The sequence below is a fragment of the Maribacter sp. 6B07 genome (assembly GCF_002700155.1).
Taxonomy (GTDB): domain Bacteria; phylum Bacteroidota; class Bacteroidia; order Flavobacteriales; family Flavobacteriaceae; genus Maribacter; species Maribacter dokdonensis.
On sequence record NZ_PDUT01000005.1, the window covers coordinates 71627 to 93818 of the forward strand.

Sequence of the window (22192 nt, forward strand, 5' to 3'; positions counted from 1 at the left end):
CTAACAACCAACAACGAACAACAACAACCAAAATGAAAAATCTAATTCTAATCGCTGCAGTCCTGCTTTTCTTGCTGCCATTTACGACTAAGGCGCAAAAAAGCAATGCTAAAAAGCCCAATATCATTTTCATCATGTCAGATGATCATGCGTATCAGGCCATAAGTGCATATGATAATAAATTACTGCAAACACCTAATATTGATCGTTTGGCAAAAGAGGGCATGCTGTTTACCAATGCCAGCGTTACCAACTCTATTTGTGCGCCTTCTCGTGCAACCATATTAACAGGCAAGCATACACATATCAATGGGAAAGTGGATAATTATTTTCCGTTCGATACTACACAGGTGACCTTTCCTCAAATTTTTAAAAAGAACGGTTATAAAACGGCGATGTTCGGTAAGCTTCACTTTGGCAATAATCCAAAAGGGGTAGATGAGTTTATGATCTTGCCGGGTCAAGGGCACTATATTAATCCAGATTTTATAGTCACCAATGGTGATACCATAACCAAGCAAGGCTATGTTACCGATATCATAACAGATGTATCACTAGATTGGTTGAAAGAAGAAGCGTCCAATGACGAACCTTTTATGATGATGTACTTGCACAAAGCACCGCACAGACCGTGGTGGCCAAGACCGGATAAGTTTAAGGAGTTCACGAAAAAGACCTTTCCAGAGCCAGAAACGTTATTTGATGATTACAGCAACAGAGGATCGGCGGCAAAGACGGCAGAAATGAATTTGTTGACACACATGATGTACAGTCATGATAGTAAGATCAGACCGGAAACCTTGGCTAAAATGGAGGGTAAGGTTTTACCGGTAGTGGAGGAATTTCCCAATAGTTTTTACGGTCCGTATAACCGTGCAACGGCAGAGCAAAAAGCATTGTATGATTCGGTGTTAGATTCCATCAACGATTTTTTCTATAACAATTGGCCAAAAATGAACGATACCGAGAAAATGAAATGGAAGTACCAGCGCTATATGCAAGATTATTTGGGTAGTATTTCTTCGGTAGATGATAATGTAGGTCGCTTGTTAGATTATTTGGATGAAAGCGGATTGGCGGAAAACACCATAGTGATCTATACCTCTGATCAAGGATTTTATTTAGGGGAGCACGGTTGGTTTGATAAACGATTTATTTATGACGAATCGTTCAAAACTCCGTTATTAGTGCGTTGGCCCAATGTGGTTGAACCGGGAGCTGTAGAAAATGAAATGGTACAGAATTTAGACTTTGCACAGACCATGTTAGAAGCTGTAGGCATCACGCCGCCAAGTGATATGCAAGGCGAAAGTTTAATTCCCCTGTTGAAAGGCGAAAAAGAAAAATGGACTAGAGATGCCGTGTATTATCAATATTACGAATATCCATCTGTACACATGGTAAAGCGTCACTATGGTATTGTGAATAAGGAATTTAAAATGGTGCATTTCTACTATGATGTTGATGAGTGGGAGCTGTATGATAGATTGAAGGACCCAAAGGAAATGAATAACGTCTACAACGACCCTGCCTACGCAGATACCGTTAAAAAATTAAAGATAGATTTAATTGCACTTCGTAAAAAATATAAAGACTCCCCGGAGCAAGATCAGATGTATATAGATAAATATAAGAGCGCAGGGATGATTGAGTAGTTTTTCGTTGATCGTTGATCGTTTCTCGTTGTTCGTTTTTCGTTTATAGTAAAATGTCAGTTCGAGTGCTCTTAAACTAATTTTTCTTTAGGTTAAGAGTGTATCGAGAATATTGTAATTGAACAAGTGTTCCATTGCTTTTAAGCCTTCAGAAAACTAACAACAAGACCAAGAATTATATATTTTTCATAAAATACTAGGTTTTTAAATTTTTCTGCCTTTATATTTGTAGTTCAAAGTTCACAAACGTATTGAATAGTTATCAAGAAAGGTGGAGGGATTAGACCCTTTGAAACCTTAGCAACCCTTTGTTCCATACAAAGAAGGTGCTACATTCTACCCTTAGGGGAAGGATAACAGTAATCGATTTTCTCGATATTACTTTCTTATAACTTTTTGATTTTACTTACTCACATTTTTATGTGTTTAGGTTGGGCTTTTTAATTATTAAAATAATTTTTAAAAACAACAAAATCATGAGTAATCACAAATTAGCAACAAACGCATTACACGCAGGTCACGACACCACTACAAATGGAGGTACAAGGGCAGTGCCTATTTATCAAACATCATCGTATGTATTTAATGATACCGATCATGCGGCAAATTTATTTTCACTTAAAGAACTAGGGTTTATTTACACACGTTTAAACAATCCTACCAATCAAATTTTACAAGACAGGTTAGCTGCTGTTGAAGGTGGTGTTGGTGCTGTGGTCTTTGCATCTGGTACTGCTGCCATTTCTACAGGTTTATTGACCTTGTTAAAAGCGGGCGATCATATTGTAGCATCAAGCAGTTTATACGGTGGTACCTTTAATTTATTGAATGTTACCCTACCAAGATTCGGAATTACGACCACCTTTGTAGATGCATCTGATCCTGAAAATTTTGGAAAAGCGGTACAGGATAATACAAGGGCTTTCTTTGTGGAATCTTTAGGGAATCCGAAATTGGATGTGTTGGATCTGAAAGCGATTTCTAAAGAATCGAAAGCAGCGGGAGTACCTTTTATAGTTGATAATACGGTAGCTACTCCTTCATTGTTAAACCCCATTGAGCACGGTGCCAACTTGGTCATTCATTCATTGACAAAATATATTGGCGGTCAAGGAACGTCCTTAGGTGGCGCAATTATAGATGCCGGTACGTTTGATTGGACCAACGGAAAATTCCCTGAATTTACGGAACCATCTGCAGGTTACCACGGTTTGGTATATAGCGAGGCATTAGGTGCGGCAGCATTTACCTTTAAATTGATATTGGAAGGTTTACGTGATTTTGGTGGGGCATTGAGTCCGTATAACGCCTTTCAAATTATACAAGGTTTAGAGACTTTGCCGGTACGTATAAAGCAACACAGTGCAAATGCATTGGAATTGGCTACTTGGTTAGAAGGAAGGGAAGAAGTGGCTTGGGTAAATTACCCAGGATTAAAGAGCAATAAATACTATGACTTGGCACAAGAATACTTGCCAAAAGGTCAAAGCGGATTGGTTACCTTTGGTATCAAGGGCGGTTTTGAAGCGGCTAAAAAGGTTACCGATGCCACTAAGATCTTTTCTTTGTTGGCCAACATTGGTGACACCAAATCATTGATCATTCACCCGGCAAGTACTACCCACCAGCAATTAACCGCAGAGCAGCAAGAAGGTGCAGGTGTAGGGCAAGATTTAATTCGTTTGTCGGTAGGTCTTGAAGATATAGAAGATTTAAAAGCAGATTTAGAGCAGGCATTTGCCAGTCTTTAAATTAGATAAGGTAAAAGCTGAAACCACCGATCACTGAGCGTAGCCGAAGTGATCGGTGGTTTAAGAAAAAAAGAATATTGGTGGCGGCTGAGCCTAGCCGAAGTCATTGAATGTTCAAGAATATATTATTTACATGAGGTGGCTGAGCGCAGTCGAAGCTCAGCCACAAATTGATTTTGAAATAGATGTTACATCAACTACAGATTAAAAAATACAAGGCCCTAAGCGGTAGTGTTCAAGATATTCAATTATCGTATCAGGTATTTGGGAAAGCTCTTCATACAGCGCCAATAATTTTGGTGAACCATGCATTAACGGGCAATTCTAATGTTACCGGAGAAAATGGTTGGTGGTCTGCCTTGATCGGGGAAGAGAAGTGTATAGATACCAACAAGTACACTATTTTGGCATTCAACATTCCGGGCAATGGTCATGACAAGTTTGTAATAGAGAACTATAAGGATTTTGTAGCCGGTGATGTAGCTAGAATATTTTTATTAGGTCTACAACAGTTAAAGGTAGAGCGTTTGTTTGCATTGATCGGTGGATCTTTGGGTGGCGGTATCGCTTGGGAAATGGCAGCATTGCACCCAACGCTGACAGAACATTTGATTCCTGTGGCATCTGATTGGAAATCGACCGATTGGTTAATAGCCAATTGCCAAATACAGGAACAGTTTTTAGTGAATTCTAAACAACCTGTGCATGATGCCCGTATGCATGCCATGTTATGTTATAGGACTCCGGCTTCCTTTAAAGAACGGTTTAAACGAAGTACTAATGAGGAGCTTAAGGTTTTTAATGTAGAAAGTTGGTTAATGCACCATGGCGATAAGTTACAAGAGCGTTTTCAATTGTCTGCGTATAAGTTGATGAATCAATTATTAAAGACCATTGATGTTACTAGGGATGGTGATGAGAATTTTGTTAAGCTACAAAATAGCGATACCAATATTCATATTATCGGGGTAGATTCGGATATGTTCTTTACTGCCCAAGAAAACAAAGATACCTTTAAGCAATTGGCGCAGGCAAAGAGTAATGTGACCTATGGAGAAGTACAATCGTTACATGGGCATGATGCCTTTTTGATCGAGTTTGATCAGATGGAAAAATTGCTGACCGGTATTTTCAATACCAACGGTAATATCAAGAAAATCAAAATCTTAAAATTTGGAGGTAAATCTTTGAGCAATGGCGAGGGACTTGAGCGTGTTTTGGATATCGTGACACAAAAGGTCAAGAACAATGAGAATGTAGCCATGGTGGTTTCCGCCAGGGAAAAGGCTACGGATCAGCTAGAGGATATGCTGGAGAAAGCAGCCAAGGGAAAAGATTATAGGTCAGATTTTGAAGCGCTGGAGAAGTATCAAAAACATACCTATTCCAACGTAAATCTATCTATGGAATTCAAGGGCTTGGCAAAGCTGTATGAAGGAGTTTCCTTGTTGGGAGATTATAGTGCCAAAATAAAAGATGAGGTGTTGGCGTATGGCGAGTTGATCTCTGCCAAACTGGTAACCAAGCTATTGATCGGTAAAGGGATCAATGCCAAACTTGTAGATACTCGTGAAGTCATTAAGACCGATGATACCTTTGGTGACGCCAAGGTGCTTGAAAATGAATCCAAAGAATTGGTGCTTTTAAAATTTGCTGAAATTCCGAGTGATACGGTAGCGGTAGTTACAGGTTTTATAGCTTCTACAGTGGAGAACGAGACAACTACTTTAGGTAGGAACGGTAGTAACTATTCCGCCGCATTATTGGCTAATTTCTTAGATGCCGAAGAATTACAGAATTATACCCATGTTGATGGTATTTATACTGCAAATCCTGATTATGTGCCGGAGGCGAAAAGACTGGCTAACCTATCTTATGAAGAAGCAAATGAGCTTGCCAATTTTGGAGCTACTATTTTACATGCCAAAACCATAATTCCCTTAATTGAGAAGAACATTCCGTTACGTATTTTAAATACCTATAATGATGATAATGAAGGTACTTTAATAAGCGCTAAATCCAGTAAAGAAGGTATAAAGTCGCTCTCGGTTATAGAAGATGTTGCCATGATCAATATAGAAGGTCGTGGCTTGTTAGGGAAAGTAGGGGTGGATGCCCGTATTTTTAAAGCCTTGCAATCTAGCAATATTAGTGTGAGCATTATTTCCCAAGGATCATCTGAAAGGGGAATAGGTCTTGTGGTGAAAAAGGATAAGGCAAAAAGGGCAAAGCTGGCATTGGAAAATGAGTTTAGCAATGACTTTGAATCCAAAGATGTAAATATGATTACGGTGATGGATGATGTATCTATCATATCTATCGTAGGTCAAGATTTAAGCACTTTTCACAATCCGTTCAATGCATTGATCAAAAACCAGATTGTACCGTTATTGTTCAATAATACGGTATCTGGCAAGAACGTAAGTTTGGTGGTGAAGAAATCGGATTTACATAAGGCTGTCAATGTTATGCACGGTCAGGTGTTCGGCATCAGTAAGAAAATTAATATTCTGATTTTCGGTCACGGTAATGTAGGCGGTACGTTGATAGAACAGATTTTAAAGTCGGCAAAGTCCATTAAAGAGCGCAAGAAATTAGACCTAAGGGTTTTTGGAATTGCAAACTCTAAAAAGATATTGTTGAATGAAAAAGGCATTGCCAAAAACTGGAAGACACAATTAGAGCAGAAAGGAAAACCGTATAAGGTTGATGATGTCTTTGAATTTGCAAAGCGTCACCATTTGGAGAACCTTATTGTAATAGATAATACGGCAAGTAAAGATTTCGTTGCCAACTATTTTGAATTTGTAGAGCATGGTTTTGATATTGTGTCATCTAACAAAATTGCCAATACCTTGCGTTACGATTTTTATCAGTTACTGAGGGAAGAATTGCAAAAAAATCAAAAGCAATATCTGTACGAAACCAATGTAGGAGCAGGTTTGCCATTGATTGATACTATTAAGTTGTTACATTTATCCGGAGAGAATATAACAAGGATAAAAGGCGTTTTCTCAGGTTCTTTAAGTTATATTTTCAATACATTCTCAGAAGTGGATGTACCTTTTTCATCGATTTTGAAAGATGCAATGCAAAAAGGATTTACGGAACCAGATCCACGTGAAGATCTTTCAGGAAATGATGTTGGGCGTAAATTATTGATTTTAGCACGTGAGCTAGATTTGCATAATGAGTTTGCAGATATCAATATTGAAAACCTGATACCTAAAAAATTGCAAGATGGTCAGGTAGATTTCTTCTTACAGCATTTAGAAGTGTTGGATACCAAGTTCAATGAAATTAAGAAAAACCAAAAACCAGATCATGTATTGCGTTATGTAGGTGATCTGCACGGAAATCTTCAGAAAGAAAAAGGAGTGTTAGATGTTAAATTAGTCTCCGTTCCAAAAGAAAGTGCCCTGGGGCAAGTAAAAGGGTCAGATTCCATAATAGAGATCTATACGGAATCTTACGGGGAAAATCCGTTAGTAATACAAGGTGCAGGTGCAGGCGCAGCAGTAACCGCAAGAGGTGTCTTTGGTGATATATTACGAATTGCGGAGAAAGGATGACTTCGGCTCCGCTCAGTCACCGCGTACCAATATTTGTTAGGTAAAAGGCTGGCAGCTGAGATAGCTGAATCCAAATAATAGTAATAAAAATAAGTAAGTTTAATGTTGGTGGCTGAGTGTATATTTGTTAGGTAAAATATTTGTGACTGAGATAGCTGAATTCAAATAATAGTAATAAAAATATGAAAGTTTAATGTTGGTGGCTGAGCGTATATTTTTTAGGTGAAAGATTTGTACTTGAGATAGCTGAATCCAAATAATAGTAATAAAAATAAGTAAGTTTAATGTTGGTGGTTGAGCGTAGCCGAAGCCAATAAATGATAATTGTATGTCAGGATTCATGTATATTTTGGAATGTTCAGACGGAAGTTATTATACTGGTAGTACAAAAGACTTAGATAAAAGAATAGTAGAACACCAAGAAGGTAAAGGGGCTAATCATACAAGATTAAGATTACCTGTGAAGTTGGTTTATGTAGAAGAGTATTTAAGAATTGATTCTGCATTTTATAGAGAGAAACAAATACAAGGTTGGAGAAGAGAAAAGAAAGAAGCATTAATTAATGGGGAATTAGGTAAGTTGCCAGGTTTGGCAGAATGCCAAAATGATACACATTATAGATATTTTAAAGAATAATAAAATGTCAATTCGTCTGAGCGTAGCCGAGATTAGGTGGCTGAGCGTAGCCGAAGCCAAATAATGTGAATAAGAGTAAATTAGTTAGTTTAAGTGGCTGACGGTAGCCGAAGCCAAAAAGTAAAGAAATGAAAAAGAACAACAATAAATTTGAAACGAACGCAATACGTACACAATTAAAACGAAGCGAAAATTTGGAGCATTCCGTTCCATTGTATTTGACCTCTAGTTTTGTATTTGAAGATGCTGAAGATATGCGTGCTTCGTTCGCCGAGGAAAAAGATCGTAATATATACTCAAGATATTCTAACCCAAATTCATCTGAATTTATTGATAAGGTTTGTCAAATGGAAGGTGCGGAGAGCGGATTTGCTTTTGCATCGGGTATGGCAGCGGTATTTTCTACATTGGCAGCATTGTTAGATAGCGGTGATCATGTGCTATCGGCAAGAAGTATTTTTGGTTCTACGCATTCGTTATTTACCAACTTTTTTCCAAAGTGGAATATTGATCACACATACTTTAAAATAGATGCCTTAGAAGAAATAGAGCGTTTAATTACTCCGAAAACAAAAATCATCTATGCGGAAACACCTACCAATCCAGGTGTTGATGTGTTGGATTTGGAGGAATTGGGTAAAATTGCCAAAAATAATAATCTAATTTTAATCATAGATAATTGTTTTGCATCACCTTACTTACAACAGCCTATTAAATTTGGGGCGGATTTGGTCATACATTCCGGTACCAAACTAATGGATGGTCAAGGTAGGGTTTTGGCTGGTATTACCGTAGGTAGTGCAGATTTGATGGATAAAGTATATCGATTCTCGCGAATTACTGGTCCGGCACTTTCACCTTTCAATGCTTGGGTGCTTTCTAAAAGTTTAGAAACACTGGCAATAAGAGTCGACAGACATTGTGATAATGCTTTAAAGTTAGCCGAATATTTAGAAGCGAGCGATAAGGTAAATTGGGTAAAATATCCATTTTTAAAATCGCACCCTAAATATGAAATTGCAAAAAAGCAAATGAAAGCGGGTGGTTGTGTAGTAGCCTTTGAAGTTAAAGGCGGTTTAGAAGCGGGTAGGGAATTTTTCGATTCCATTAAACTATTGTCCCTTTCTGCCAATTTAGGAGATTCAAGAACTATCGTTACGCATCCGGCATCTACAACACATAGTAAATTAAGCGTAGAGGAACGTGCTGCAGTGGGCATATCAGATGGTACGGTCAGAATTTCTGTAGGTCTGGAACATATAGACGATATCATAGCGGATATTGCTCAAGCTTTAGGCTAAAAGATATAGTGATTAAAACAAAAAGCCCGGTACGTACCGGGCTTTTTGTTTGTTTTATATAAGGTGGGTTATTTTGTTAATGTCATATTATAAGTTGCACTAACGCTAGTTGTAGCACCAAAGAAATCTACAGTTTCATCCACTTCATATCGTAATGACATTTTACCATCTGTAAGTTCTGTAATGGTAAAGCCTACTTCTTCATCACCAGTGCCAAAATATAGGATACTGCCATCTAGTCTCCATTCATCACTTTCAAAAAAGTCTTCACCGGTTTCTTCTTCAGTTGATGTTTCTCCCATAACCGTAGTGGTAATCACTGTGGTGTAAGAACCTTCACTGGTTACTATGTTAGGGTTTTCTGAAAAAGTAACTACGGTATCAAAATCTTTACCAACTGCGGTGAAAGTAGTGGGTATAGAAGTGCCGTCAAAATTAGTATCTGATCTACCATCTTTTGTTTCTAGGGCGGTCAGGTTCCAGGTACCCGTAATTTGAGATTCACTGGCGTTGGTAACAGCATCTTCATCGTTAGAGCATGATAAGAACACCAAAGTAAATGCACTTAAAAGTGTAGATAATAATATTTTTTTCATGATTTGGATTTTTAGGTTGCCCAGTATTAACGCTAAAATTGTCGTCTTAAGTATTTCTTCGATATTTTATTATTTGGCTATCTTAGCATCATGCTCTCGAAAAAGACAAAATATGGTTTAAAAGCGCTTTCTTATTTAGCGGCGCAAACAGACAAGCAACCTGTTCAAATTTCAGAAATTGCTGAGAAGGAGAATATCTCCCAGAAATTCTTGGAAAGCATTTTGCTAAGTTTAAGAAAAACAGGTTTTTTAGGTTCTAAAAAAGGTAAAGGGGGCGGCTATTATCTTTTAAGGTCACCCGAAGAGATTTCAATGACCGATGTTATGAGAGTGCTTGAAGGTCCTATAGCGATGGTGCCATGTGTTAGCCTTAATTTTTATGAGACCTGCGATGATTGTCCCGATGAAAACACATGTTCGGTACATAAATTAATGTTGCAAGTGCGTGATAGTGCCTTAGAGGTATATAGAAGCAATACTTTAAAGGATATCATTTCTTAGCGTTCAAAATTCATTCATTTTTTAGTTTACTGGAATTCAATATGTTGCGAAATATTAAATTTTTGCGTCCATTTGTTAATAATCTACTAAATCTATAGGGTAATGGAAATTTATCTGAATTTTTGGCGACTACTTTGAAAATATATACTATTTTTGAAAACTCTATTAAATTAGTAGGGTAATAAAAATTAAGTAAAAGATGATTTCAGATCAACTTGTTTTGAACAAAAAAGAGTCAAAGACTACCTATAAAGAAGATAAAACTTCAGAGAAGCCGCTACGTAGTATTGCAAAAGCGTTTAGTTGGAGAGTAATTGGTACGTTAGATACTTTGGTGATATCCTATATATTAACAGGTGAAATTTCTATTGCGGCCTCTATTGCCTCTATAGATTTTGTAACAAAAATGGTTCTGTATTTTTTTCACGAAAGAATCTGGAATTTAGTAAAGTGGGGTAAATAGAAAAGAAAAGGATTATGGCATTGACAGAAGCACAAGTTCAACAATTGAACGTTCAGTTTAAAGGGATACCACCTCAAGAAATTATTTCTTGGGCAGTAAAACATGCTAAGGTTCCTGTAGTGACTACTAATTTTAGACCGTACGAAGTAGCTATTTTGCATGCTGTTTCAGAGGTGAGAAAAGATATTCCTGTAGTTTGGTGCGATACGGGGTATAATACTCCTAAAACCTATAAACATGCAGAAGAATTGACTGAAAGGTTGAATTTGAACATAAAATTATATGTGCCAAAACAGACTACCGCACATAGAGATGCTGTAATGGGTATACCACAAATAGATGATCCTAGGCATGCAGAGTTTACCGAGCAGGTGAAATTGGAGCCTTTTAAAAGGGCAATGGCGGATTTTAAACCGGATGTTTGGTTTACTAATCTTAGAAAAGGGCAGACCGCACATAGGGATAGTTTGGATATATTAAGCCTAAGTAAAGATGGTGTATTAAAGGTGAGTCCGTTTTATCATTGGAACGATACTCAGCTAGATGCCTATTTGAAAAAATATGACCTACCTAACGAGCATAACTATTTTGATCCAACCAAAGTGTTGGCAAATAGGGAGTGCGGGTTACACAGTTAATCATAGGTAGTAGAAAAAATAAAGATAATTGATCTAAAAAAGTATAATGAGTAATACAAGCACGGAATTGGAGGCAACCCCTTCTTTAGACCTTTTAAAAGATACGTCTCATATAAATGCCCTTGAAAATGAGGCCATTTATATCATTAGGGAGGTTGCAGCTCAGTTTGAGAAGCCGGTACTTTTGTTTTCGGGAGGAAAAGACTCGATCACATTGGTACGTTTGGCACAGAAGGCATTTTGGCCATCAAAAATTCCTTTCCCTTTAATGCATATTGATACAGGTCATAACTTTCCTGAAACCATAGAATTTAGAGATAGATTGGTAGAGGAGTTGGGTCTGGAATTAATTGTACGTAATGTACAGGATTCTATTGATCAAGGTAAGGTGAAAGAAGAATCTGGTAGGTATTCAAGTAGAAATAGCTTGCAGACAACCACGTTGTTAGATGCCATTGAAGAATTTAAGTTCGACGCTTGTATTGGTGGAGCTCGTAGAGATGAGGAAAAGGCACGTGCAAAAGAACGTATATTTTCTGTTCGTGATGATTTTGGTCAGTGGGATGAGCGTAATCAGCGCCCAGAGTTGTTCGATATGTTGAACGGGCAAATAGAATTGGGGCAGAACGTAAGAGTGTTCCCTATTTCTAACTGGACGGAGCTAGATGTTTGGTCGTACATCAAAGAGGAGCAAATTGAAATTCCTTCTATCTATTTTGCGCATAAGCGTAAAACCTTCTTAAGGGACGGTATGATCTGGTCTGCAGAAGATGGTATCGTATTTAGGGAAGAAGATGAGGTAGTAGAAGAGCGTTTGGTGCGTTTTCGTACTGTAGGCGACATGTCTTGTACGGCAGCCGTTCTTTCAGATGCAGAAACGATTGATAAGGTAGTAGAGGAAATTAGGGATTCATCCATTTCAGAGCGTGGCGCACGTATAGACGATAAGCGTTCAGAAGCGGCAATGGAAAAAAGAAAACAACAAGGATATTTTTAATCTGGTTGATAGTTGTTAGTTGTTCGTTGATAGTAGATCACGAATAAAACTAACAACCAACAACCGACAACGAACAACGAAATTGGAAGTACTAAAAATAGCAACAGCAGGTAGTGTAGATGACGGTAAAAGTACCTTGATTGGGAGAATATTGTATGATACAAAGTCACTGACCAGCGATAAATTAGAGGCAATAGAAAAGACCAGTAAGCAAAAGGGATATGATTATTTGGATTTCTCTTTGGCAACAGATGGTCTGGTAGCGGAACGTGAGCAAGGCATCACGATAGATGTAGCCCATATCTATTTCTCAACGGCAAAGAAAAGTTACATTATAGCGGATACACCTGGGCACGTAGAATATACGCGTAACATGGTAACTGGAGCTTCAACTTCACAAGCGGCGATCATTTTGATCGATGCACGTAAAGGGGTAATAGAGCAAACTAATAGACACTTCTTCATCAATAACCTATTACGCATAAAAGATGTAGTGGTAGCTATTAATAAGATGGATCTGGTAGACTATTCTGAAGAAACTTACAATGCAATTAAAGCTGATTTTGAGGCATTGATGGCAAAGAGAGATTATCAAGATCAGAAAATCACTTTTATTCCTGTAAGCGCGTTGAAAGGGGATAACGTAGTAAACTTGTCAGACAAGACCCCTTGGTATAAAGGACAGTCTTTGTTAGAGCATTTTGAAGCATTGGATAGAAAGGATATTTTCAATGTGGGTACACCACGTTTTCCGGTGCAATATGTTATCCGTCCAAAAACGGATGAACACCATGATTTTAGAGGATTTGCCGGTAAAGTATATGGTGGTGAATTAAGCGTTGGTGATGAGGTAGTGGCGCTTCCATCACAGACACGCTCTAAAATAAAGGATATTTATTTTCATGACAAGAAATATAAAACGGCATCAAGGAGATCATCGGTAACCATAACATTGGAAGATGAAATTAATTTGAGTCGCGGAGATATGTTAGTGAAAGCGGGTGATCTGCCAACGGTAGACAAGCAATTTACGGCAACAATTTCTTGGATGGATTCATTGCCTTTGGCAGCCGGTAATAAATATATTGTTCAACATGGTGTCAATAAAGTATTGGCAAAGGTAGAGCAAGTGCACCATAAGATCGCTCCGGATTATTCTGGTATAGATGAGAAAACGGAGTCTTTGGGCATGAATGATATTGCTCAAGTGAGTTTCCGTTTAAATAAACCAATTTTCTATGATCAATTTAAAAATCACAGAACAAACGGTTCATTTATATTGATCGATACAAAATCCAACAGTACCGTAGGTGCAGGATTCATAAGTTAATAAAAACATGTCAATTTTATATTGACTGTTTTTATTAAGTCTATAAAATCTATAGGCAAAATATAGTAATAATTTACATCGGTATTTATACTGAACATTTAATACTAAGCAATGCAAAGTTTTAGAACAGAATTAGAAAATCAGGTAGTTGAAAAGGATATTCTTGAATTGGAACGTAAAATTCATGAGTTTCATGGTGGCAAGCTAGATGAAGAGAAATTTAGAAGTCTTCGATTGGCACGTGGTGTTTACGGACAGCGTCAAGAAGGGGTTCAAATGATTCGTATAAAATTGCCTTATGGTAAAGTGACCTCTAAGCAGTTGCTTCGTATTTGTGATGTATCGGACGAATATTCTACAGGTAGATTGCATATTACCACACGCCAAGATATTCAGATCCACTATGTAGATTTGAATAGAACGCCGCAGTTGTGGGCAGAATTGGAGAAAGATGAAATTACCTTAAGGGAAGCCTGTGGGAACACGGTACGCAACGTAACCGCAAGTGAAACGGCTGGTATTGATGTTGATGAACCTTTTGATGTTTCACCATATGCACACGCATTATTTCAGTATTTCCTTAGAAATCCTGTAAGTCAAGAAATGGGACGTAAGTTCAAAGTTTCTTTTTCCGCAAGTGATGCAGATACCGGTTTGTCCTATATGCATGATTTGGGCTTTATAGCCAAAATACAAAATGGTGAAATAGGTTTTAAAGTAATGCTTGGTGGCGGATTGGGTTCCCAACCACGACATGCGGATGAGTTGTATAGCTTTTTGCCTGCGGATCAGATAATTCCTTTAATGGAAACCGTAGTTCGTGTTTTTGACCGTTACGGTGAGCGTAAAAGTAGAGCTAAAGCTAGAATGAAGTTCTTGTTGAAAGATTTAGGTCTTGACGGATTTAAGGAGCTTTTGGCGGCAGAGAAAACGGCTGTACCTTTTGATACTTTTCCAATAGACCCAGAGGCATATCCTAAAGTAAAGGTGTCGGACTTAGAGGTTCCGGCAGTAGAAGTTAATGATGTAAAAGCTTTTGAACAGTGGAAATCTACCAACGTAATACCACAAAAACAACCAGGTTATGTTGCTTTGGGTATTAAAGTGTTATTAGGTGATTTCTATACGGATAAAGCACGTTTATTGGCAAACTTGGTGCAGAAATATGCAGCAGGTGAGTTAAGATTGTCCTTACGTCAAAATATTTTGATTCCTTTCGTAAAAGAAGAGAACATAGCGTTCTTTTATACTGAATTGGAAAAGTTAGGTTTTGTTGAGGCTGGTTATAATAAGGCCCTTGATATCACTGCTTGCCCAGGTACGGATACCTGTAATCTGGGAATTGCAAGTAGCACGGGAATTGCAGAGGAACTGGAAAGAGTGATAAAAACAGAATACCCAGATTATATAAATAACGATGATGTTGTCATAAAAATCAGTGGTTGTATGAATGCCTGTGGGCAGCACAATATGGCAAATATTGGTTTTCAGGGCATGTCCGTTCGTACAAAGGATAAATTGGTAGCTCCTGCGCTTCAGGTATTGTTGGGCGGTAGCAATGATGGTAATGGTAACGGTCGTTTTGCGGACAAAGTGGTGAAAGTGCCAAGTAAAAGAGGTCCGGAAGCATTGCGTTTGATCTTAAATGATTTTGATGCCAATGGTGGAGATCTATCGTTCCCGGATTATTATGCCGAAAAAGGACAAATGTATTTCTATGATTTTCTTACGCCATTATCATCAATAGATGATTTAACGCCAGAAGACTTTATAGATTGGGGTAATACCGAGCGTTATGAAAAAGCTATCGGTGTAGGTGAGTGTGCCGGTGTTGTTATCGACTTGATCGCAACATTACTTTTTGAAAGTGAAGAGAAAATTCAGAATGCACAAGAAATGTTCGATGCGGAAAAATGGTCTGCCAGTATCTATCACGCATATTCTTCTATGGTAAACTCTGCTAAAGCGATGTTGACCGCAGAAAATACGAAAGTGAATACCCACGTAAGTATCATTAAGGATTTTGATGAGAAATTTGTTGCCGATGGCAGAATTGCCGTGGCTGGTGGATTTGAAAAATTGGTACTTCAATTAAATCAGAACGAACCAACAAAAGAATTTGCACAATCTTACATAAAGGATGCGAAAGAATTTTTGGAAACTGTTGAAAAGTTCAGACAGCAAGAATTGGCAGAAGCATAGATAATGGCAAATCATTTACAACATATAAAGAAACCTAAGTTAACCGTTGTTGGTGCAGGACCAGGTGATGTGGAGCTGATTACGTTAAAAGCGATCAGAACGCTGGAAAATGCCGATGTGGTTTTGTACGATGCTTTGGTAAATGAGGAGTTGCTGGATTATGCCAAGAATGCGGAATTGATTTTTGTAGGTAAACGCAAAGGATGCTATGCATATCAACAAGAGCAAATTAATGAGCTTATTGTAAGTAGGGCAAAATCTAACGGACATGTGGTGCGGTTAAAAGGAGGGGATCCTTTTGTATTCGGTCGTGGTTCGGAAGAAATGGAATATGCTGCCTCGCATGGTTTGCAAGTAGCCATGGTGCCAGGTATATCGTCAAGTTTAAGTGTGCCTGCATATCAAAACATTCCAGTGACAAAAAGAGGTTCTTCAGAAAGTTTTTGGGTAGTTACAGGAACCACAAAAGAGCATAAATTATCAACAGATGTTGCCTTAGCTGCAAAGAGTAGTGCTACGGTAGTCATATTGATGGGGATGTCAAAACTCCCTCAGATAGTGGAATTATTTAAGTCTGAAGGTAAATCGGAATTACCTATAGCTATAATTCAGAACGGAACGCGAAAGAATGAAAAAATAGGAGTTGCGACTATAGATACCATAGTTGATGTGGTGGAGAAAGAAAATCTTTCTAATCCTGCTATCATTATCATAGGAGAAGTAGTTAGACATCGTGAAGCGTTAGCGGAGGCAACTCATAAGTTTGCTGAAGAAAATGTCAGTTTTGTTGAAGTAAATAAAGCATAGCATATTTAGTAAAGGATAAGTATATAGAATAAGTGAAATTAAAAGAAGCTAAAAAGTAGTTGTATAGAATGATGTCAACTTTGTAGAATTACTTTTTACTAAAAAGAGAATTATGATTAAAACAGATATGCTCATTATAGGAGCGGGACCTACCGGATTGTTCACGGTATTTGAAGCAGGATTATTAAAGTTAAAAACGCATTTAATAGATGCATTGCCACAACCAGGTGGTCAGTGTTCAGAGATATATCCTAAAAAGCCTATCTATGATATTCCTGCATTTCCAGAAATTTTGGCAGGTACTTTGGTAGATAACCTTATGGAACAGATAAAGCCTTTTGAACCAGGATTTACCTTGGGAGAAAGAGCGGAAACGCTAGATAAGTTAGAAGATGGTTCTTTTGTGGTAACTACCAATAAAGGAACAAAGCACAATGCACCTGTAGTGGTAATTGCAGGTGGTCTGGGTTCTTTTGAGCCAAGAAAACCACCTATTTCTAATATTGTAAACTTTGAAGATACAGGTGTTTCCTATATGATCAAAGATCCAGAAGTATATCGCGATAAAAAAGTGGTTATTGCCGGTGGAGGTGATTCTGCCTTGGACTGGGCTATATTTTTGACCGATGTAGCGGCAGAAGTAACCTTGGTACACAGAAGGGATGAATTTAGAGGGGCATTGGATTCCGTTGAGAAAGCATCTGAACTGGCGAAATTGGGTAAAATCAAGTTGATTACCAAAGCTGAGGTAAAAGAGCTACACGGTGAAAATGAACTTAAGGCAGTGGTTATTAAGCACACGGACAAGGAAAAAGAAGATACTTATTTAGAAGTGGATAATTTTATTCCTTTATTCGGTCTGTCTCCTAAATTAGGTCCTATAGGTGATTGGGGCTTGGAAATTCAGAAAAATGCCATTAAGGTAAATAACGCAAAAGATTACCAGACCAATATACCGGGAGTATATGCCATTGGTGATGTAAATACTTATGAAGGTAAGTTGAAATTGATACTTTCAGGTTTCCATGAAGCAGCTGTTATGTGCCAATATGCATACCAGCAGATCAATCCAGGTAAGCGCTTTGTAATGAAATATACAACCGTTGGTGGTGTTGAAGGTTTTGATGGTTCTAAGAAAGAAGCAAAGAAAGAAGTAGTACAGAGTATCGCATAAATTATATTATTTGAGTAGTACGGCCTCCGGATGCTTTAGACGTGCGGGGGCTTTTTTTGTGACATTTTTTAAGAATTTCGTTGGCTAAAAAAACCATTGAAGTCTTGGTAAAGAGCGAGTAGTGCCGTTACTTTGCAATTCGTTCCTAATTAAATTGTATTGTTATCAAGAAAGGCGGAGGGACTAGACCCTGTGAAACCTTGGCAACCCTTTCCGTAATGGAAAAGAAGGTGCTACATTCTATCCTAATTCAAAAGGACAGATAACTAAAGAAAGAACATAATTACCTTCCTTTCCTTACTTGATATCATATATTTTAAAGCGAACAAATAATTTGTTAAGCATAAAATGAAGGATATAAAAGAAATTTTAAAAGAGCGTATTTTAATACTGGATGGTGCCATGGGTACCATGCTTCAACGTTATAAGTTTACTGAAGAAGATTTTAGGGGAGAACGCTTTAAGGATTGGGAACATCCGTTGCAAGGTAACAATGATTTGTTGTCGTTAACGCAACCCGATGCTATAGCAGATGTTCACCGTCAATATTTTAATGCTGGGGCAGATATTGTAGAAACCAATACCTTTTCCGGAACTACAATTGCTATGGCAGATTATTTTATGGAAGATTTGGTGTATGAGCTTAACTATGAATCTGCGCGTATTGCCAAAATGGTAGCAGATGAATTTACTGCAAAAGAACCAAATAAACCTCGTTTTGTAGCCGGTAGTATTGGACCCACCAATAAAACGGCAAGTATGTCACCAGATGTAAATGATCCAGGTTATAGGGCTATTTCTTTTGATGAGCTACGTATAGCATATAAACAACAGGTAGAAGCTTTATTAGATGGTGGGTCGGATATTTTATTGGTTGAAACCATTTTTGACACGCTCAATGCCAAGGCGGCATTATTTGCCATAGAAGAAGTTAAAGAAGAACGAAATATAGATGTTCCCATAATGGTTAGTGGTACTATTACCGATGCATCCGGTAGAACGTTATCGGGTCAAACGGCCGAGGCATTTTTAATATCCATATCCCACATTCCTATTTTATCGGTTGGGTTTAATTGTGCTTTAGGTGCAAACCAGTTGGTACCTCATTTAGAGGTGTTGTCTACCAAAAGTGAACATGCGGTCTCAGCGCACCCCAATGCCGGTTTGCCAAATGCATTTGGAGAGTACGATGAAACTCCTGAGCAAATGGCGGAACAGATCAAGGAATACGCGGAAAAAGGATTGGTAAATATAGTTGGCGGTTGTTGCGGAACCACTCCGGAACATATTACTGCGATTGCTGAGGTGGTGGCCAAGTATGAACCTAGAAAGTTGACAGTTGTCGGTAAATAAATCGTTTTTCGTTGCTCGTTAATGGTTTATCGTGGTTTTTTAAATATGATATGGATTATAAAGAATTAGATATTTGGGTGCAGGCTAGGATGTTGGTGAAAACAGTATATGTTTTGACGAAGTCCTTTCCACAAGATGAGCAATTTTCTTTAACCTCACAGGTTAGAAGATGTGTTATATCTGTTCCTTCAAATATTGCTGAAGGTTGTGGAAGACAATCCAATAAAGAAACAATTCATTTTTTACATATTGCTAGAGGCTCCTTATTCGAGTTGGAAACCCAGTTGATTTTAGCAGGAGATTTAAATTATATTTCAGATACAGATATCGTTTTGAAAGAAATAGAAAGAGTGAAAAAGTTGTTGAACGGATTCATAAATTATCACAAGAAGTTATGAGTAAAGAGAACGAACAACGAACAACGAATAACGAACAACGTTTTCTAAAGCTTAGCGGCCTAGAACCCCTAATTGTTACCCCGGAGACCAACTTCATAAACGTTGGTGAGCGAACAAACGTTGCGGGTTCAAAAAAGTTTCTTCGTTTAGTAAAAGAGGAAAAGTTTGAAGAGGCATTGGCAGTGGCTAGGGAGCAGGTTGAAAATGGTGCCCAGGTTATTGATATTAACATGGATGACGGATTGATCGATGGTAAACAGGCCATGGTGAAATTTTTAAACCTTGTTATATCGGAGCCAGATATTTCTCGTGTGCCAATTATGATTGACAGTTCTAAATGGGAGATCATTGAAGCTGGTCTGCAAGTTGTTCAAGGTAAATGTGTGGTAAACTCCATTAGCTTAAAAGAGGGCGAAGAGCAATTTATACACCACGCCAAACTCATAAAAAGATATGGTGCCGCGGTAATTGTTATGGCTTTTGATGAGGTAGGTCAGGCAGATAATTATGAACGTAGAATTGAAATAGCAAAACGTTCGTATGATGTTTTGGTGAACAAGGTAAATTTTGCACCAGAGGATATCATTTTCGATTTAAATATTTTTCCGGTAGCAACGGGAATGGATGAGCATAAATTAAATGCTGTCGATTTTATTGAAGCTACAAGATGGGTCCGTGAAAACTTGCCACATGCCAGTGTAAGTGGTGGAGTTAGTAATGTTTCGTTTTCATTTAGGGGCAATAACCCGGTGCGTGAGGCTATGCACTCGGTCTTCTTGTACCACGCAATAAAAGCAGGTATGAACATGGGTATTGTAAATCCGAGTATGCTAGAGGTGTATGATGATATTCCTAAAGACTTATTGGAGTATGTAGAAGATGTTATTCTAAATAGAAGAGATGATGCAACGGAGCGCTTGCTAGATTTTGCCGAATCTGTAGTTGGTAAAACCAAGGAAAGTAAAATAGATCTTTCTTGGAGAGAAGAACCTTTACAGGATAGAATTACACGTGCCTTGGTAAAAGGTATTGATCAATATATTGTTGAAGATGTAGAAGAGGCTAGAGTAGCTGCCGATAAGCCAATTGAAGTTATTGAGGGCAACTTAATGACGGGTATGAACGTGGTGGGCGATTTATTCGGTAGCGGAAAAATGTTCTTGCCGCAAGTGGTAAAATCTGCCCGAGTGATGAAAAAAGCAGTGGCATATTTACTGCCGTACATTGAAGAGGAGAAATTATTAAATCCGGTTACAGACGGGTCTGGGGCTCCCGGAAAGATTTTAATGGCAACCGTAAAGGGCGATGTTCATGATATTGGTAAAAATATTGTGGGTGTAGTACTGGCGTGTAACAACTATGAGATCGTTGATCTAGGTGTAATGGTGCCACCGGAAAAAATTATTGCAGCAGCTATTGAGCATAATGTAGATATTATAGGGCTTAGCGGATTAATTACCCCATCATTGGATGAGATGGTGCATTTGGCAAAGGAAATGCAACGTAAAGATTTCAAGATCCCGTTGTTGATCGGTGGTGCAACCACCAGTAAGGCACATACAGCGGTAAAGATCGATCCACAATATAAAGAGGCAGTAGTTCATGTAAACGATGCTTCTAGAGCGGTAACCGTGGTGGGCGATTTGTTGCAGAAAGAAACAGCTACGAGCTACAAGAAAAGTATAAAAGATGATTATGATGTGTTTAGGGAAAAGTTCTTGAACCGTTCATCTAGTAAAACATATAAGCCAATTTCTGCAGCACGGAGAAATAAGTTTAAAATAGATTGGAAAACTTCTGAAATTGTAAAGCCGAACAAATTGGGTATTCAGGTGATCGAAGATTTGGATCTGAATGTTTTGGTTCCCTATATAGATTGGACTCCCTTCTTTAGAAGTTGGGAACTTCATGGTAAATATCCTGCAATATTGACCGATGAGGTTGTTGGGGAACAAGCAACCGATTTATTCGCAGACGCTCAAGAGATGCTGAACAAGATAATTTCCGAAAAGAAATTAAAGGCTAAAGGTGTATTTGGACTGTTTCCTGCGAATTCCATTAATGACGATGATATTTTAGTCGAAACTAGTTCAAGTTTAGAAGGGAATACTGGGTCGCCTAGCGGAGCCAAAACAGATGGGAACTATACTTTCCGTACCCTTCGCCAACAATTAGAGCGTAGGGAAGGAGTCGCAGATTATGCCTTGGCGGATTTTATTGCTCCAAAAGAATCTGGGAAACAAGACTACATGGGTTGTTTCTGTGTATCCACAGGGTTTGGTACTGCAGAAATGGCGGCGCAATATGAGAAAGACCTAGATGACTATAACTCCATCATGGTAAAGGCATTGGCGGATCGTTTAGCCGAAGCATTTGCTGAATACTTGCATAAAGAGGTGAGAACGGCGCATTGGGGTTATGCTGCCAATGAAGATCTGAGCAATGAAGATTTAATCAAGGAATCTTACAAAGGTATTCGTCCTGCGCCTGGTTATCCTGCTTGTCCCGATCACTTGGAAAAATTGACCATTTGGGATGTTCTGAAAGTAAAGGAAACCATAGGTGTGGAGTTAACAGATAGTCTTGCCATGTGGCCGGCCGCATCTGTAAGCGGATATTATTTTGGTAACCCGGAAGCCCGTTACTTTGGTCTTGGTAAAATAAAACTGGATCAAGTAAAGGATTTTGCGGAACGAAAGGGGATTTCGTTTGAAGAAGCCGAGAAATGGCTTGCACCAAATATAGTGGAAGCCCCCTAGCCCCCAAAGGGGGCAGTTTTCTTATTATAAAAAGCATATGCAGTTGATTAATATAGAA

General features: G+C 38.3%; 17 protein-coding genes and 2 riboswitches. Of the genes, 16 read left to right on the plus strand and 1 reads right to left on the minus strand.

The window, feature by feature from the left end; translation table 11 throughout:
* Nucleotides 1-32: 32 nt before the first annotated feature.
* The 5 genes from CSC80_RS18715 (at nucleotide 33) to CSC80_RS18735 (ending at nucleotide 8916) form a co-directional block, all read left to right on the plus strand.
* Nucleotides 33-1655, plus strand: coding sequence for a sulfatase (locus tag CSC80_RS18715; protein WP_099193452.1), 1623 nt, complete (start codon nucleotides 33-35; stop codon nucleotides 1653-1655).
* Between the two features lie 256 nt (nucleotides 1656-1911).
* Nucleotides 1912-2015, plus strand: a riboswitch (SAM riboswitch).
* A gap of 116 nt (nucleotides 2016-2131) precedes the next feature.
* On the plus strand, nucleotides 2132-3406 hold the full coding sequence (locus tag CSC80_RS18720) for an O-acetylhomoserine aminocarboxypropyltransferase/cysteine synthase family protein (RefSeq protein ID WP_074669881.1): 1275 nt from the start codon (nucleotides 2132-2134) through the stop codon (nucleotides 3404-3406).
* 185 nt (nucleotides 3407-3591) lie between these two features.
* Nucleotides 3592-6978, plus strand: a complete 3387-nt coding sequence (thrA, locus tag CSC80_RS18725; protein ID WP_099193453.1) for a bifunctional aspartate kinase/homoserine dehydrogenase I — start codon at nucleotides 3592-3594, stop codon at nucleotides 6976-6978.
* A 328-nt stretch (nucleotides 6979-7306) separates the two neighbouring features.
* The gene (locus CSC80_RS18730; RefSeq protein ID WP_091602059.1) at nucleotides 7307-7615 is read left to right on the plus strand and encodes a GIY-YIG nuclease family protein; all 309 of its coding nucleotides are present in this window, start codon (nucleotides 7307-7309) and stop codon (nucleotides 7613-7615) included.
* A 128-nt stretch (nucleotides 7616-7743) separates the two neighbouring features.
* Nucleotides 7744-8916, plus strand: coding sequence for an aminotransferase class I/II-fold pyridoxal phosphate-dependent enzyme (locus CSC80_RS18735; RefSeq protein ID WP_099193454.1), 1173 nt, complete (start codon nucleotides 7744-7746; stop codon nucleotides 8914-8916).
* 68 nt (nucleotides 8917-8984) lie between these two features.
* Here the strand turns inward: CSC80_RS18735 and CSC80_RS18740 are convergent, their stop codons facing one another.
* The gene (locus CSC80_RS18740; protein ID WP_071340189.1) at nucleotides 8985-9512 is read right to left on the minus strand and encodes a hypothetical protein; all 528 of its coding nucleotides are present in this window, start codon (nucleotides 9510-9512) and stop codon (nucleotides 8985-8987) included.
* A 90-nt stretch (nucleotides 9513-9602) separates the two neighbouring features.
* Between CSC80_RS18740 and CSC80_RS18745 the strand changes: the two genes are divergently transcribed.
* The 11 genes from CSC80_RS18745 to metH all read left to right on the plus strand — a co-directional run bounded on the left by CSC80_RS18745 (nucleotide 9603) and on the right by metH (nucleotide 22134).
* Nucleotides 9603-10013 carry an Rrf2 family transcriptional regulator gene (locus CSC80_RS18745; protein WP_058105314.1) on the plus strand — a complete coding sequence of 137 codons (411 nt, stop codon included), beginning with the start codon at nucleotides 9603-9605 and terminating at the stop codon, nucleotides 10011-10013.
* A 199-nt stretch (nucleotides 10014-10212) separates the two neighbouring features.
* The gene (locus CSC80_RS18750; protein WP_099193455.1) at nucleotides 10213-10476 is read left to right on the plus strand and encodes a DUF2061 domain-containing protein; all 264 of its coding nucleotides are present in this window, start codon (nucleotides 10213-10215) and stop codon (nucleotides 10474-10476) included.
* Between the two features lie 14 nt (nucleotides 10477-10490).
* Nucleotides 10491-11114, plus strand: coding sequence for a phosphoadenosine phosphosulfate reductase family protein (locus CSC80_RS18755; RefSeq protein ID WP_058105316.1), 624 nt, complete (start codon nucleotides 10491-10493; stop codon nucleotides 11112-11114).
* Between the two features lie 46 nt (nucleotides 11115-11160).
* Complete coding sequence (gene cysD / locus CSC80_RS18760; RefSeq protein WP_058105317.1) at nucleotides 11161-12111, plus strand: sulfate adenylyltransferase subunit CysD; 951 nt, start codon at nucleotides 11161-11163, stop codon at nucleotides 12109-12111.
* 82 nt (nucleotides 12112-12193) lie between these two features.
* A complete protein-coding gene (locus CSC80_RS18765; RefSeq protein ID WP_058105362.1) occupies nucleotides 12194-13441 on the plus strand; it encodes a GTP-binding protein in 1248 nt (415 codons plus the stop codon).
* 111 nt (nucleotides 13442-13552) lie between these two features.
* The gene (locus CSC80_RS18770) at nucleotides 13553-15643 is read left to right on the plus strand and encodes a HEPN domain-containing protein (RefSeq protein ID WP_099193456.1); all 2091 of its coding nucleotides are present in this window, start codon (nucleotides 13553-13555) and stop codon (nucleotides 15641-15643) included.
* A 3-nt stretch (nucleotides 15644-15646) separates the two neighbouring features.
* Nucleotides 15647-16450: a uroporphyrinogen-III C-methyltransferase gene (gene cobA, locus CSC80_RS18775; RefSeq protein WP_099193457.1), complete on the plus strand. Its 804-nt coding sequence runs from the start codon at nucleotides 15647-15649 to the stop codon at nucleotides 16448-16450.
* 112 nt (nucleotides 16451-16562) lie between these two features.
* Nucleotides 16563-17624 (plus strand): NAD(P)/FAD-dependent oxidoreductase, encoded by a 1062-nt coding sequence (locus CSC80_RS18780; RefSeq protein ID WP_071340185.1) that lies wholly within the window; start codon nucleotides 16563-16565, stop codon nucleotides 17622-17624.
* Between the two features lie 159 nt (nucleotides 17625-17783).
* Nucleotides 17784-17893, plus strand: a riboswitch (SAM riboswitch).
* A 79-nt stretch (nucleotides 17894-17972) separates the two neighbouring features.
* Nucleotides 17973-18977, plus strand: a complete 1005-nt coding sequence (locus CSC80_RS18785) for a homocysteine S-methyltransferase family protein (RefSeq protein ID WP_099193458.1) — start codon at nucleotides 17973-17975, stop codon at nucleotides 18975-18977.
* Between the two features lie 50 nt (nucleotides 18978-19027).
* Nucleotides 19028-19375, plus strand: a complete 348-nt coding sequence (locus CSC80_RS18790; protein ID WP_058105322.1) for a four helix bundle protein — start codon at nucleotides 19028-19030, stop codon at nucleotides 19373-19375.
* Nucleotides 19372-22134 carry a methionine synthase gene (gene metH, locus CSC80_RS18795; protein WP_236973447.1) on the plus strand — a complete coding sequence of 921 codons (2763 nt, stop codon included), beginning with the start codon at nucleotides 19372-19374 and terminating at the stop codon, nucleotides 22132-22134. Before CSC80_RS18790 ends, metH begins: the two co-directional genes overlap by 4 nt.
* Nucleotides 22135-22192: the final 58 nt, after the last annotated feature.